This is a genomic window from Flexivirga lutea, from assembly GCF_054778955.1.
Genome location: NZ_BAAGZB010000002.1, coordinates 1,151,721 through 1,165,638, shown reverse-complemented (window position 1 = coordinate 1,165,638; position 13,918 = coordinate 1,151,721). Strand labels below are relative to the sequence as shown.

The following is a 13,918-nucleotide window of genomic DNA, read 5'->3' as shown; positions in this document are numbered from 1 at the left end:
GTCGGGTGCAGGTAGAGACAACGATCAGTGAGATCGCGTGGGACCGGGTCCACCTCGGCCTGCTGGTCCGCATCGAGGCCGTTGACCCCGCGGCACCCACCCCTGCGATGGTCAACGCACTCGGCGACCCCCTGCCGTTACTGGTCGCCGAGCGCTTCGACAGCCCGGTCGAGGAAGCGCGCGACTGCATCGCACCGGACGGCTTCGTGCCGCCGGAGCCGCCCTCGGACATCGCGGAGTTGTCCGCGTCGCTGGGTTTCGCACTGCTGGACGGCCAGCGCCTGCTGGAGATCCCGGTCGAGGTCGACGACGACGGTTACTACCGGCTCACCATCAACGTCACCAACTTCCACAAGCGCAAGGCGGTGCCGAACGGATCGTGGCGCGTCGTGCCGACCTACGGCGGAGTGGCCGTGGGTGCCGGCGCCGCCTTCCCGCTCAGCCGGGTCGGTGAGCTCGAGCCGGCCTCCCGCACCTACCTGTACAACCAGAACCGTTCGGCATACGTCGTCAACTTCGACGTCACCGAGGACGACATCCGCCCCGAATTCGTCGTGCGCACCTACGCGCTGGGCCGCGGCACGGGGAAGAAGACCCGCAACCCGCTGCGCAAGCTGAAGAGCAGGGTCACCAGCCACGACACCCGCGTCAAGCTCGCCAATCAGGTGTATGCCGTCGCCCGTCGGGTGAAGCCGCCGAACGGCAAGCGGATCCTGTTCGCCTCCGAGGCGCGCGATGCACTCGGCGGCAACCTGCTGCAGGTGCGCGATCGGATGGTGCAGCGCGGGCTGGACCAGGACTACGAGTTCCGCTACTCCTTCCGCACCCCGAAGACGTCCAACAAGCTCAACACGGTGCGCACCATCTGGCTGATCGCCACGTCGGACTACATCCTGATCGACGACTACTTCAGCATGCTGCTCAGCCTCAAGCTGGATCCCAAGGCGGTCCTGGTCCAGTTGTGGCACGCGGGCAGCGGGTTCAAGTCCATCGGTTTCAGCCGGTTCGGGCGGTACGGTTCGCCGAAGTTGACCAACTCCCACCGCAGCTACACCTACGCGATCTGCGGTTCGACCCACCTGACGGGCGTGTATGCCGAGGCTTTCGGCATCGAGGAGAAGTCGGTCATCCCGACGGGTCTTCCGCGTATCGACGTGTTCCTCGACCCGGAGCGGATCGCGCGCGTGAGGCAGGAGTTCGCCGCCCGCTATCCGCAGTTCGCCGGGAAAAGGGTCATCCTGTTCGCGCCGACCTTCCGCGGCCGTGGCATCAAGGACGGGTACTACGACTACGACCGGCTCGACCTCGCCGCCATCCACGCCGCGATGGGTGAGGACTCGGTCTTCCTGTTCCGGATGCACCACTTCATCCACGAGAAGCCGCCGATCCCGGCGGAGTTCGCCGATCGCATCTTCGACGTCGGTGACTACCCGGACACGAACGACCTGCTGCACAGTGTCGATGTCCTCATCACCGACTACTCCTCGGTCATCTACGAATACTCCCTGCTCGACCGGCCGATGGTCTTCTTCGCCTACGACCAGGAGATCTACTCGGCGACGCGCGGCTTCCACCGTGACTACTCGTTGACCGCACCCGGCAAGATCGTCGCGGACTCCGAGGGATTGGTCCGGGCACTGACCGAGAACGACTTCGACACGTGGAAGATCGCCGGTTTCCGGAAGGAGAACTTCGACCACGTCGACACCCACTCCTCCGACCGGGTCATCGACTGGCTGATCCTGGGTGAGCCACCGACCCGGCAACCGGAGAGCGCCGCGGATCTGCGGTTCGGTGTCGACGGCTCACCCACCGAGGCAACGACCGAAACCGTCACCGAGAGGGTCCCATGAACGACGCTGCCCCGAACCGCCCCGCCAACGTCGCGGTGATCTTCGCCGGAGGCGTGGGTTCCCGCATGGGGAAGGCCGCCGTCCCCAAGCAATTCTTGGAGATCCACGGCAAGCCGATCATCGTGCACACCCTCGAGCACTTCCAGAACCACCCGGACGTCGACGCCATCGCCATTGCGATCCTGCCGGCGATGCGCCCACAACTGGAGCGCTTGGTGCGGTGGTACGACCTGACCAAGGTGCGCTGGGTCGTCGACGGTGGCGCCACCGGGCAGGAGTCGCGGCACAACGCGCTGAAGGCGGTTGCCGACACCTTCGGCGGCGACACGATCGTGTTGCTCCACGACGGAGTCCGGCCGCTCATCGACGAGAGCTTGATCACCCGCAACATCGAGGCGGCGCGCGAGCACGGATCGGCGGCGACGTGCACGAAGTTCAACGAGACGATCGCGTCGTCGCCGTCGGAGGTCATCGAGAAGATCATTCCGCGCGACACCATCTACTCGGCGCAGGCGCCGCAGACCTTCCGCCTGGACGAGGTGCTCGGAGCCTACGACCGTGCGGTCAGCGAGGGTGAGCACGACTCGATCGACTCGGTGTCGCTGATGTTCCGTTACGGCCACGAGGTGCACCGCGTCGAGGGCCCACGGTCCAACATCAAGATCACGACCGCGGAGGACTTCTACATCTGCCGAACGTTCTTCGAGCTCATCGAGAACCGGCAGGTCACCGGGATATGAGCGACGCCGCACGCCCGCAGCAGGGCGCGGGCAGCATCGTCGACGGGGACGTCGCTCGCATCCTGCACAGTGACCTGCCCTGGGGCGACCTGGCCGGCCAACGGATCCTGGTCACCGGCGCCCGCGGCATGCTGGGGTCCTACGTCTGGCGCACGCTGCTCGGCCTCAACGATCGATCCGATGCAGGGATCGAGGTGGTCGCGCTGGTGCGCGACGTCGCCCAGGCTGCGCCGACCTTCGGTGGCGCTGCCGACCGTGCAGACCTGACGCTGGTGGCCGCCGACGTGTCGGACCTGGACCCGGGAGCGATCGACGGCAGGTTCGATGCCGTCGTCCACGGTGCCAGCCCGGCGCGGCCCGCACTGCACGCGAGCAACCCGATCGGCACGCTCCGGGCCAACCTCAACGGCACCGAGAACATGCTCCAATTCGCGGTGGACCGTGGCGCGTCGACGTTCCTCACCATGTCGTCGGCGGAGGTGTACGGCGCCCAGCCGGCCGGTCGCACGCTGATCGCCGAGGACGACTTCGGCGGCTTCGACATCCTCAACCCGCGTGCCTGCTACTCCGAGGGAAAGCGGGCCGCGGAGACGCTGTGTGCCTGCTACCACGCACAGCACGGCCTCGGTGTGCGGATCTGTCGTTTCGGTCACATCTACGGTCCCGGTATGGCGCTGGACGACGGTCGGGTGCAGGCCGATTTCGCCGCGGCGGCGGTCGCCGGCCGCAACATCGTGCTCAACAGCGCCGGCGCGGCGGTGCGCACGTACACCTATGTCTCGGACGCAATCGCGGGCCTGTTCACGACATGGTTGCGAGGCGGCGAGCATCTGGCCTACAACGTCGCCGACCGGGCCGGGCTGATCTCCATCCGGCAGTTGGCCGAGCTGTTCGCCCAGTCACGGCCGGGCGTGCCGATAGAGCTGGAGTTCACTCATCCGGACGACTCGCGCGCCTATCAGCCGTCGCCCGGCCAGGGGCTGGACAGCAGCCGCCTCGCCGCGCTCGGATGGCGGGCCGAGGTGTCGCCGGCCGAGGGCGTGGCGCGCATGGTGGCCCACCACCTGGAGTGATCAGTCGCCGGCGCCCGCAGGGGTCAGCGCCGTCCGCAGCTTGGAGGCGATCGAGACCTGGGGGACGCCGAGTCCGGTCAGGTGCGCGGTGACGGCATCCAGGAAGTCCAGGCTGCCGTCGCCGGTCAGTTCCACCTCGAACTCGTGCCAGCGCTGGTCGAGTCGCGGATCGAGCAGGTTGTGCGTCGCCACCCGGTCGTCGCACAGGCTGGCCACCGCCCCGTCCGGTCCGTCGAGACGACGCTCCACCCGGGTGGTGCGTACGCGGCAGATCGGCCGCAGCGGCGCGTCGCCGGTCCACTGGGCGACCTGCTGGACGAACTCGCCCGGCGGGCCCTCCTCCGCGGCACCCAGCGGCAGTGCGTGCTCGATGCGGCCCTCGCCGTCCCCGGGCACCTTCAGGTGCCAGCCGTCGTCCGATCCGCCGGTGCGTCGGCGCAGGGTGACACCCGCGGTGACCAGCCGCAGGTCCTCGGTGTCGTAGTAGAGCGCGTCCAGGGCGAACCGCTGGGGCTGGGCAGCGGTGACCACGCCGGGCCAGTCCACCGGGTCGGGCACCTCGTCGTCGGGCCCGAGCGCGAACTTCCGCTCGATCTCCTCGTGCTGCTCGGCCGCCGTCATACCGATCGTCCTCCTCGTTCGCGTGGGTGCGCCGATCCCGGCACGTCGTGCGCCATACCCGCTCCCCACGAGCCTGTCACCGCCGCGTCGGAGTCGTTGCCGTACCCCCGCGTTTGCGCGTTGTACTGGTCAGTAGCACAATGAAGTTACCGACGAGTAGGGTCTATCTGGAGGAACCGTGTCGCACTACAAGAGCAATGTCCGGGACTTGGAGTTCAACCTCTTCGAGGTGCTCGGCCGTGGCGAGGTCCTCGGCTCCGGGCCGTATGACGAGGTGGACGCCGACACCGCGAGCGAGATGCTCAAGGAGCTGGCCCGCCTCGCCGAGAACGAGCTCGCCGAGAGCCTGCTCGACTCCGACCGCAATCCCCCGGTCTACGACCCGCAGACCAAGACCGCGACTCTGCCGGAGAGCTTCAAGAAGTCCTACCAGGCCTACCTCGACTCCGGCTTCCAGGCCGTCGACCTACCCAAGGAGTTCGACGGCACCGTCGTGCCGCCATCGCTGAAGTGGGCGATGAACGAGCTGATCCTCGGCGCCAACCCGGCGATCGGCATGTATGCCGCGACCTTCGCCTTCAGCAAACTGCTGCACATCCTGGGCAACGACGACCAGAAGAAGCTCGCCCGGTGGATGGCGCAGGGCTCCTGGGGCGGCACCATGGTGCTCACCGAGCCCGACGCGGGCTCGGACGTCGGCGCCGGCCGCACCAAGGCCGTGCAGCAGCCCGACGGCACCTGGCACCTCACCGGGGTCAAGCGCTTCATCACCTCCGGCGAGCAGGACATGACCGACAACATCGTGCACTTCGTGCTCGCCCGCCCCGAGGGCGCCGGCGCGGGCACCAAGGGCCTGTCGCTGTTCATCGTGCCGAAGTACCACGTCGACCTCGAGACCGGTGAGCTCGGCGACCGCAACGGTGTCTACGTCACCAATGTCGAGCACAAGATGGGACTGAAGGTTTCGACCACCTGCGAGCTGACCTTCGGCGACGGCGAGCCGGCCGTGGGGACGCTGCTCGGTGATGTGCACGACGGCATCGCGCAGATGTTCCGGGTCATCGAGCACGCGCGCATGCTGGTCGGCACCAAGGCCATCGCGACGCTCTCGACCGGCTATCTCAACGCCCTCGACTACGCCAAGCAGCGCGTGCAGGGCGCCGACATGACGACGCCGGCCAAGGATGCGCCGCGCGTCACGATCACCCACCACCCGGACGTGCGCCGCAGCCTGATGTTGCAGAAGGCGTATGCCGAGGGCCTGCGCTCGCTGGTGCTCTACACCGCCACCCAGCAGGACATCGTCGACCAGGAGTTCCTGCGCACCGGTTCCGAGCAGCCCGAGCCGGGTTCGGCCGCGGAGATGGCCGGCAAGCTCAACGACCTGCTGCTGCCGATCGTCAAGGGCGTCGGCTCCGAGCGCGCCTGGGTGCTGCTGGGCACCGAGTCCCTGCAGACCTTCGGTGGCTCCGGCTTCCTGCAGGACTACCCGGTCGAGCAGTACGTCCGAGACGCCAAGATCGACACCCTCTACGAGGGCACGACCGCGATCCAGGGGCAGGACTTCTTCTTCCGCAAGATCGTCAAGGACCAATTCGCCTCACTGATGCACCTGGCCGGACTGATCACCGAGACGGTCAAGGGCGGCGACGGTCACGACGGCCTGCAGGCCGAGCGCGAACTGCTCGGCACCGCACTGGCCGACGTGCAGGGCATCGCCGAATGGTTGGCCACCACCGCGATGTCGGCGCTCGAGGAGGGCAAGGCGAAGGAGATCTACAAGGTCGGTCTCAACACTTCGCGCTTCCTGCTCGCCGCCGGCGACCTGGTCATCGGCTGGCTGCTGCTGCGCGGCGCCGAGGTGGCGCAGGCACGCCTGGACGCCGGCGACGCCGGCTCCGACGAGGCGTTCTACCGGGGCAAAGTCGCGGCGGCGAAGTTCTACGCCGCCAACGTGCTGCCGAAGATCACCGCCGAGCGCGCCATCGCCGAGGCCACCGGCCTGGACCTGATGGAGCTGCCCGAAGAGTCCTTCTGACACCGCGCTCCCTTTCGCCGAGAGGACACCAACGGCACTGAGGGGACACGAAATCCGGGCCACCTGGCCCGGATTTTCGTGTCCCCTCAGTATGTTTCGTGTCCTCTCGGCGTTCAGGCGGTGGCGAGAGCGACGAGGCGACGGAGAGCGAACTCGTAGCCGTCGGCGCCGCAGCCGACGATCACACCGGAGGCGAGGTCGGACAGGTAGGAGCGGTGCCGGAAGTCCTCCCTGGCGAAGACGTTGGAGACGTGCACCTCCACGAACGGCACCTGGACCGCCGCGAGCGCGTCCCGGATCGCGATCGAGGTGTGCGTGTAGGCGCCGGCATTGAGCACGATGCCGGAGTCCGCCCGGCGTCGCTGGATCTCGTCCACCAGGGCGCCCTCGTGGTTGCTCTGGAAGAACTCGACCGCGACGTCGAGCTCGGCCGCCACCGTCTCGCACCGCTGCTGTATGTCGGAGAGGCGTTCTGCGCCATACAGATCGGGCTCTCGGGTGCCGAGCAGATTGAGGTTGGGACCGTTGAGCACAGCGAACGTCGGGCGCGTCATGGGCTCAAGTATGACGGCTCAGCGGGCGCCGGAGCCCGCTGCCGGGCCCTCATCGCGGACGTCGTGCACCGCCGACACCGCTTCCCGCAGCCGGCCGATCCACTCGTCCTCGTGCTGACCGACCAGTCGCACGCACCAGGCGAGCGCTTCCGAGCGGGACCGGGCGACACCGGCGTCGACGAGGGTGTCCAACACCCGACGCTCCGGCTGCCGCAGCCGGGTCATCACCGGCACCGACAGGTTGGTGAAGAGCTGCCGCGTCTCACCACACACCGCGCCCCAGGCGACCTTCGCGCCGAAGCGACGCTCCGCCTCGTCGGCGATGCGCATGCGCTTGCCACGGGTGTCCTCACGCCAGCGCTTGATCCGGCCGCTCTCCGCGGCACTGGCACCGTCCGCCTCGTCGCCGTCGACCTCCGGTGCCGGCAACCTGCCGACGACCACGATCTCGTCGCGATCGACCGTGACCTCCGGTGCGCCGTCAAACCACTCATCGGGTAGGCGACCCGCGAACCATCCGGCAATCGTGTCCATGCCTCGATTACACGCTTACATGATTACAGAGTCAAGAGCGCTCGGCCCGCAGACCGAGGATCAGCTCACGCAGCGCGCCGTCCACCAGCCGGATCGGGATGCCCCAATCCTGTTGGTACACGTGGCAAGCAGCGTGTTCGGGCAGCTCGCCGGTGACCGGGTCGCCGTCGCAGGCGGCGGCACGGACCGAGATGTGCAGCACGCCCTCGGTCGCATCGTGCGCGAAGGCGAGTGTTCGCGTCAGGCCCTGCGCCGCACCGGCGCCGGCTCGCAACAGTCCCTCGGGGCTGGCCGAGACGGTGAGTTGCGTCGGGTCGCCATACCGCTTGTCCAGCTTCTGACCGGTCGGCGGCACGAAGTCCACCGTGAGCTGCAGGTCACCCGGTGCGACCTCGGTGACCGGCCGCTGCGTCCGTAGCGCAGCACCCGAGACCCGCGCGGCCGCAGCGGGTATGGCGACCCGGGTGATCCGGTGCGCGGTGGACTCCACGACCAGCAGTCGCGTGCCGTCGACGTCGGTCTCGACGAGCACATCGCTGGGTTCGCCCAGGCCGGTGGCGAGCGTCGAGACCTCGTGCGCGTGCGGGTCGAACCGACGGATCGCCCCGTTGTAGGTGTCGGCGATCGCGACACTGCCGTCCGGCAGTTCGGTCACCCCGAGGGGGTGCTGCAGCAGCGCTCCCGCGGCCGGTCCATCGACGTGCCCGAAGTCGAAGAGGCCCTTGCCGATCTCCGAATCGAGACGGAAACCGCTGTCGGTCAGGGAGATCGAGCGCAGCGCCGAGGTTTCGGAGTCGGCGATCCAGACCTTGCTGCCGTCCGCCGACGTCGCCAGGCCGGACGGTTGCGCCAGCCAGGCGTCGTACGCGTCACCATCGCGCAGCCCCTCCTGGCTGGTGCCCGCGAGGACCGCGACCGAGTTGTCGTTCGGGTCCTCGGCGAGATGCAGGGCCCACAGCTGATGCGTGCCGGCCATCGCGATCACGGCGCGGTCGATCCACCAGGCGAGGTCCCACGGAGTCGACAACGGCTGCCGCAACGCCGCACCACCGCCGGAGCGCTCGCGCAGCTGTTCACCGGTGCCTGCCTGGACCCGGATCTGCCCGTCGGACAGGCGGATCGACAGGATCTGATGCCGGACGGAGTCCGCGACGAGCACGTCGTAGCCGACACGTTCGGCGACCTCGGCGGGTAGCACGAGCACGCCCTGCGGCGCATCCAGGGTCTGCGAGGTGCCGTACCGCGCGCGTTCGGTGTCCAGGTCGCCCTCGAGGTGCACGACCTGGTGGTGTGCGGTGTCGGACACCAGGTAGCTGCCGTCGCCGACCGCCGCCAGTTTGCCGGGGAAGCGCAGCGCGGTCGCGACCGGTTCCGGCGGCACGTAGGGACCGTCGCCGGTCCGCAACGTCCCCTTGGCGCGATGCTCCTCCAGCAGTTCGCGCACGAGCACCGTCAGCCCGTGCGCGTGACCCTCGCCGGAGAACTGGCCGACGATGTACCCCTCCGGGTCGATGACGACGAGCGTCGGCCAGGCCCGGGCCGTGTAGGCGCCCCACGTGGTCAGTGCCGGATCGTCGAGCACCGGGTGGTGGACGGCGTAACGCTCCACCGCCTGCTCCAGCGCGACCGGGTCCGCCTCGTGCTCGAACTTGGGCGAATGCACGCCGATCAGGACCAGTTGATCGGCGAATTCGGCTTCCAGCGGGCGCAATTCGTCCAGGACATGCAGGCAGTTGACACAGCAGAAGGTCCAGAAGTCCAGGACCACGACCTTGCCGCGAAGATCGGCCAGGCGCACCTGGTCGCCCCCGGTGTTGAGCCAGCCCCGGCCGATGAGTTCCGGGGCACGCACGCGCAGATTCGTCATACATCCATCGTCGCGCGGCGGCCGTGCGCCACGGTGGTCGGGCTACCGGTAACCGGTCGGCGCACCCGCCTTCAGCTGATCCCCCTGCATGACGCCCGGTCGCCGCTGCCGCGTTCCGGGCCTCGGAACGCGTCATTCGCCGTCCTGTCCGGCCCCTACCATCGTCGGTATGACGCAGTACCTGTCCTTCGTCGCACTCGCGATCGTGCTGGCGATCGCGCCCGGCCCCGACTCGCTGCTCACCCTGCGCAGCACGCTGCTGGGCGGTCGGCGACGGGGTGGGTGGACGGTGGTCGGGATCCTGGTCGCCAATGTCGTCCAGGGGGTGCTCGCCGCGTCCGGGCTCGGCGCACTCCTGGTGCATGCCGAGACGGTGTTCCGGGTGATCAAGTGGGCCGGCGCGGCATACCTGGCCTATCTCGGCTTCCTGGCGATCCGTGCCGCGTGGCGGATGCGCAGCGCGGACGGGCTCGCCGAAGGCGCCGTGCCACTGCGCCGTTCCCCGTGGACGGCCACCCGCCAGGGATTCCTGTGCAACATCACCAACCCCAAGGTGCTGGCGTTCAACATCGCGGTGCTGCCGCAGTTCGTCGGCGAACACGCCAACGTGGCAACGCTGTTGACCTATGCGATGACGCTGTCAGCCGTGGGTTCCGTCGTGCTGGTCGCGCTGGTCGCCGTCGCGGGCATCGCGACACGGGTACTGCAGCGGCTCACCGTCCGCCGCAGCATCGAGGGCGCCACCGGGGTGGTGATGCTGGGCTTCGCCGGGGCGTTGGTCGCCGAGAGCTGAGTCGGCCTCGGCGCACGTGGTCTCGATACACGGCCTCGTTCCTCGGCCGCACGCGACCAGCGTGCAGGCGCTACAGGCGTCGGTCGGCCAGCACCGGGAACGCGTCCCGGAACTCAGCCACGGACGCCGGATCGACATCGACGCGCAGGACCTCTTCGTCGCTGCCGGCCTCGACGAGCACCTCACCGGTCGCCGCGACCACGGCGCTGTGCCCACCCATCGGCGTGCCCGCATGCGTGCCCGCGGTGTTGCAGCCGACCACCAGGCACTGGTCCTCGATGGCCCGCGCGCGCAGCAGCAGCCGCCACGCCTCGACCCGGGCCTGCGGCCACGCAGCCGGTATGACGAAAGCGGTCGCTCCGCGATCCACTTGCTCCCGGTAGAGCTCGGGAAAGCGCAGGTCGTAGCAGGTCGACAGTCCCATGCGCACGCCCGCGGCATCGGCGACGACGACCTCGTCACCGGCCTCCATCAGCTTCGGCTCTCCCCCGGCAAAACCGAACCGGTGGATCTTGCGGTAGGTCGCCGCGAGGGATCCGTCCGGTCCCAGCAGCACCGAGGTGTTCCACAACGACTTGCCCTCCGGGCCGGTCTCGCCGGACGCCGGGTGCTCGGCGATCGACCCGCCGTGCAGCCACAGTCCCGCGTCCCGCGCCGCCGCCGCGAGCGCGGCCACCACCGGTCCGCGGATGTCCTGCGAGCGGTCCGGCCAGTCCCGGTAGGAGAATCCACCGGCCGACCACAGCTCCGGCAGCACCACCAGGTCCGCACCCGCCTCGGCCCGCACCATCCCGGCCACCCGGTCGGTGCGGTCGGCGAGCGACTCCTCGTCGTCATACGCGAGCTGGATGGCGGAGATCCGCATGGTCCTCAGTCCTTCTGGTGCGCCGAACCCGCGCGGGCCCGCGCGGCGAGGTAGTCGTTGTAGGCGTTGAGCTCCGCGTCCCCGTCACGCTCGGCCTGCCGCTCGGCGCGCTGCCCGGCGGCACGGTCGGTGCGGTACCACTCCATCGCGATCAGCATCGCGAGCATCAACGTCGGGAACTCGCCGGCACCCCACGCGACGGTGCCGGCACGCTGCTGGTCGACGAGCGGGTCCGGAATCCACGACAGGTCGAGCACCGTGAAGAGATCAGGTGCCAGCAGCGTGGTGCCGGTCATCATCGCGACCCCGAAGAAGGCGTGGAACGCGATGGCCACCAACAGGATCAGCATCCGGATCGGCGGCGCCCAGCGCTTGGGTCCCGGGTCGATGCCGACCAGCGCATACGCGTAGATGTAGCCGGTGATCATGAAGTGCGCCACCATCAGCACGTGCCCGGTGTGGGTGGTCAGCGACAGGTAGAACCACGGCGAGTAGTAGAAGACGATCAAGGTGCCGAAGGACAGCACGGCCGCGATGATCGGGTTGGCGAAGAACGCGAACACCCGCGAGTGCACGACCGCCAGGAGCAGCTCGCGCGGCCCGAGGGTGCCGTCCTGCCGCTTGGGCAGGGCGCGCATCGCCAGGGTGACGATGCCGCCGCGCACCAGGCAGATCGGCACGAACATCGACACACCCATGTGCATCAGCATGTGCATCGAGAACTGCACGTGCCCGTAGATCGCCGGCGCCGCGTCGGTGAAGTAGACGAAGGACGCCCAGCCGCAGACCCACCAGATCGTCCGGGCGATCGGCCACTTGTCGCCGCGACGATGCAGGCGCCATACCCAGTGCAGATAGACACCGAGCGCGATGACCGCGACGGCGGTGAACAACCACTCGACCCGCCAGGCGGTGAACCAGCTGCTGGTCTCCAGCGGCGCGGGTGTCGGGTAATCGGTGAGTGAGAACGCCCGGTCGGTGGTGTTGAGCGGCGACTCGCCGGAGATCGGCGGCTCCGAGCGCGACAGGGCTGCGCCCAGCCCGATCGCCACGCCCATCACCAGCACCTCGATGCCGGCCAGCCGGGCGAACGCGGCGCGGCCGGGCCGCGAGGACCGGTCCGCCCGCAACCGAGCGATCACCTTCTGCCGCTGGAACCAGCCGAACACGCCGAGCGCGACCAGCGCGGCGATCTTGGCGAGCACGATGACGCCGTACTTCGAGTTCAGACCGCTGAAGCCGCCGATGCGGATCCAGGCGTTCAGCGCCCCGGACAGCCCGACCATGGCGATGCACCAGGTGGCGACGGTCGAGAAGCGCTCCACCACGTCGGGTGCCCCTTTGCCGAGGCGCGACCACATCAGCAGCACGGCGAGCAGGCCACCGACCCAGACGGCGACACCGAGCAGGTGGAACACCAGCGAGTTGACCGCCGCGTCGTGGTCCAGGCTGCCGGCGGCGTGACCGACCAGCGCCAACGGCCAGAGCGCGGCCACCGCGACGAAGAAGAGGAACGCCTGCACGCCCCGGCTCGCCCCGACGAAGCAGATGACCGCGACGCAGAGACCGACCAGTGTGGTGATCGCCGGCGCCCGCAGCAGCTCCAGGTCCCAGGTGGACTGCCAGGCGTTGGACCAGAACCCGCTGGACCCGACGTGTGTGCCGGACACGTCCGCGTAGTTGAAGACCCCGCTGACCGCGCCGCACACCGCCCAGGCCAGCGCCGACCAGGCGGCATACCGGCCGACCCGGATCCGGCGGGCGGTGTGGGCTCCCTCGGGCATCAGCATGCCGCCGAGCAGGAGCAGTCCGATCGTCAACGCGATCGCCAGCTGGCATGCCGTGGTGGTCAGTGGCAGCCCCCAGCGGACCAGTGCGCCGGGATCGAGCAGCTCGAGCTTCGCGGCCGCGCCGGTGAAGCGCAGAGCCGCCGCGCAGGCCAGGAGGCCGGCCAGCACGGCGCCGGCGAGAGATCCGGCGTGCGAAACCGGTCGGGTGCTGGCCTGACGTGTCACGCACAGCAGCCTAGATCGACACCTTGTGGGTCGTACTCTCGGTCGACGCGGGTCCAGCCACTACCGTGGGGGTATGCCGACACGACCGCTCCCGCCCGAAGGTCTCGACGAGATGGTCACCGCGTATGCCGAGACGACGCAAGCGGTCCTCGACCTCGGAATGACCTGTCGGCCGGATGATTTCGACCTCCCGACGCAGTGCCCGGGGTGGACCGTCAAGGACCACATCTCGCACGTCGTGGGCGTCGAGACCGCCCTCCTCACCGGCGAGCTGCCCGATGTCGAGGTGCCCGACCATCCGTGGATCCGGCACGACTTCGGCCGGTTCATGGAGCAATCCGTCGAGGAGCGACGGTCGCGCAGCGGGCACGAGGTCGTGCAGGAACTGGCGCACGTGCTGCCACGGCGGCTGCGGGCGCTGCGCGACCCGGAGCTGACGCTGGACTCACCGGTCGTGCCGGTGATCGGCGAGCTGGACACGATCGGCAAGCAGTTGCCGGTCCGCATCATCGACATCTGGTGCCACGAACAGGACCTGCGCGCTGCCCTCGACCGCCCCGGGAACCTCGACTCCACCGCCGCGGCCGCGTTCGTCACGACGGTGCTGGATGCCTTCCCCCGGCGCGCTGCCCGCGCCGGCCTGGAGCCGGGGACCTCGGTGATCATCGAATGCACCGGCCCGGTGCTGGCTCGCGAGGGGGTGCGGATCACTCCCAGCCATGACGGCTCCCTGCGTGGCGAGCCGCTGTTCTCCGGGCAGGCGCATGTGGACGAGACGGACGACAGCACCGGTGAGGTGATCATCGTGCCGCCGGGCTCGGTCACCACCATCCGGCTGACCACCGAAGCCCTCACCCGTCGCGGCGCCGGCCGGGTGCCCACCGCCGAGTTGCGCTATTCGGTCGAAGGCGACGAGGACGTCGCCGCGCGCGTGCTCGACGCGCTCACCGTCACGCCCTGACCGG

General features: G+C 69.1%; 12 protein-coding genes. 6 read left to right on the top strand and 6 right to left on the bottom strand.

Translation table 11 applies throughout. The annotated features are described in order from the left end of the window. Positions 1–5: 5 nt before the first annotated feature. Genes ACYVBN_RS11955 through ACYVBN_RS11945 form a run of 3 tightly spaced genes read left to right on the top strand, consistent with a single transcriptional unit; the run spans position 6 to position 3,666 of the window. On the top strand, positions 6–1,853 hold the full coding sequence (locus ACYVBN_RS11955; RefSeq protein WP_460600710.1) for a CDP-glycerol glycerophosphotransferase family protein: 1,848 nt from the start codon (positions 6–8) through the stop codon (positions 1,851–1,853). Continuing rightward, entirely contained in the window at positions 1,850–2,593 is a 744-nt protein-coding gene (locus ACYVBN_RS11950; RefSeq protein WP_460600709.1) for an IspD/TarI family cytidylyltransferase, read from the top strand. Before ACYVBN_RS11955 ends, ACYVBN_RS11950 begins: the two co-directional genes overlap by 4 nt. Continuing rightward, positions 2,590–3,666 carry an NAD-dependent epimerase/dehydratase family protein gene (locus ACYVBN_RS11945; protein WP_460600708.1) on the top strand — a complete coding sequence of 359 codons (1,077 nt, stop codon included), beginning with the start codon at positions 2,590–2,592 and terminating at the stop codon, positions 3,664–3,666. The genes ACYVBN_RS11950 and ACYVBN_RS11945 overlap by 4 nt, the downstream gene beginning before the upstream one ends. Here ACYVBN_RS11945 and ACYVBN_RS11940 read toward each other — a convergent pair whose 3' ends face one another. Continuing rightward, on the bottom strand, positions 3,667–4,287 hold the full coding sequence (locus tag ACYVBN_RS11940) for a CYTH domain-containing protein (protein WP_460600707.1): 621 nt from the start codon (positions 4,285–4,287) through the stop codon (positions 3,667–3,669). It abuts the gene before it with no gap. A 178-nt stretch (positions 4,288–4,465) separates the two neighbouring features. Between ACYVBN_RS11940 and ACYVBN_RS11935 the strand changes: the two genes are divergently transcribed. Continuing rightward, positions 4,466–6,325: an acyl-CoA dehydrogenase gene (locus tag ACYVBN_RS11935; protein ID WP_460600706.1), complete on the top strand. Its 1,860-nt coding sequence runs from the start codon at positions 4,466–4,468 to the stop codon at positions 6,323–6,325. Positions 6,326–6,438: 113 nt separating this feature from the next. On the opposite strand, the gene aroQ is transcribed toward ACYVBN_RS11935, so the two are convergent. The 3 genes from aroQ to ACYVBN_RS11920 are packed head-to-tail and all read right to left on the bottom strand — an operon-like array spanning position 6,439 to position 9,280. Continuing rightward, complete coding sequence (gene aroQ / locus ACYVBN_RS11930; protein ID WP_460600705.1) at positions 6,439–6,879, bottom strand: type II 3-dehydroquinate dehydratase; 441 nt, start codon at positions 6,877–6,879, stop codon at positions 6,439–6,441. Between the two features lie 18 nt (positions 6,880–6,897). Next, entirely contained in the window at positions 6,898–7,413 is a 516-nt protein-coding gene (locus ACYVBN_RS11925) for a hypothetical protein (RefSeq protein ID WP_460600704.1), read from the bottom strand. Between the two features lie 31 nt (positions 7,414–7,444). Continuing rightward, positions 7,445–9,280, bottom strand: a complete 1,836-nt coding sequence (locus ACYVBN_RS11920; RefSeq protein WP_460600703.1) for an NHL domain-containing thioredoxin family protein — start codon at positions 9,278–9,280, stop codon at positions 7,445–7,447. Between the two features lie 169 nt (positions 9,281–9,449). Between ACYVBN_RS11920 and ACYVBN_RS11915 the strand changes: the two genes are divergently transcribed. Next, entirely contained in the window at positions 9,450–10,073 is a 624-nt protein-coding gene (locus ACYVBN_RS11915) for a LysE family translocator (RefSeq protein WP_460600702.1), read from the top strand. A 70-nt stretch (positions 10,074–10,143) separates the two neighbouring features. Here ACYVBN_RS11915 and ACYVBN_RS11910 read toward each other — a convergent pair whose 3' ends face one another. Together ACYVBN_RS11910 and ACYVBN_RS11905 are read right to left on the bottom strand one after the other, a co-directional pair. Next, a complete protein-coding gene (locus ACYVBN_RS11910) occupies positions 10,144–10,938 on the bottom strand; it encodes a carbon-nitrogen family hydrolase (protein WP_460600701.1) in 795 nt (264 codons plus the stop codon). Between the two features lie 5 nt (positions 10,939–10,943). Then, on the bottom strand, positions 10,944–12,953 hold the full coding sequence (locus ACYVBN_RS11905) for a cytochrome c oxidase assembly protein (RefSeq protein WP_460600700.1): 2,010 nt from the start codon (positions 12,951–12,953) through the stop codon (positions 10,944–10,946). Between the two features lie 73 nt (positions 12,954–13,026). Between ACYVBN_RS11905 and ACYVBN_RS11900 the strand changes: the two genes are divergently transcribed. Beyond that, positions 13,027–13,914, top strand: coding sequence for a maleylpyruvate isomerase family mycothiol-dependent enzyme (locus tag ACYVBN_RS11900; protein WP_460600699.1), 888 nt, complete (start codon positions 13,027–13,029; stop codon positions 13,912–13,914). Positions 13,915–13,918: the final 4 nt, after the last annotated feature.

What these genes read in the sequence shown, in the direction of transcription:
- ACYVBN_RS11950 (WP_460600709.1), top strand. Translation starts at nt 1,850, where the DNA reads ATGAACGACGCTGCCCCGAACCGCCCCGCCAACGTCGCGGTGATCTTC.
- ACYVBN_RS11945 (WP_460600708.1), top strand. Translation starts at nt 2,590, where the DNA reads ATGAGCGACGCCGCACGCCCGCAGCAGGGCGCGGGCAGCATCGTCGAC.
- ACYVBN_RS11940 (WP_460600707.1), bottom strand. Translation starts at nt 4,287, where the DNA reads ATGACGGCGGCCGAGCAGCACGAGGAGATCGAGCGGAAGTTCGCGCTC.
- aroQ (WP_460600705.1), bottom strand. Translation starts at nt 6,879, where the DNA reads ATGACGCGCCCGACGTTCGCTGTGCTCAACGGTCCCAACCTCAATCTG.
- ACYVBN_RS11925 (WP_460600704.1), bottom strand. Translation starts at nt 7,413, where the DNA reads ATGGACACGATTGCCGGATGGTTCGCGGGTCGCCTACCCGATGAGTGG.
- ACYVBN_RS11920 (WP_460600703.1), bottom strand. Translation starts at nt 9,280, where the DNA reads ATGACGAATCTGCGCGTGCGTGCCCCGGAACTCATCGGCCGGGGCTGG.
- ACYVBN_RS11915 (WP_460600702.1), top strand. Translation starts at nt 9,450, where the DNA reads ATGACGCAGTACCTGTCCTTCGTCGCACTCGCGATCGTGCTGGCGATC.
- ACYVBN_RS11910 (WP_460600701.1), bottom strand. Translation starts at nt 10,938, where the DNA reads ATGCGGATCTCCGCCATCCAGCTCGCGTATGACGACGAGGAGTCGCTC.
- ACYVBN_RS11900 (WP_460600699.1), top strand. Translation starts at nt 13,027, where the DNA reads ATGCCGACACGACCGCTCCCGCCCGAAGGTCTCGACGAGATGGTCACC.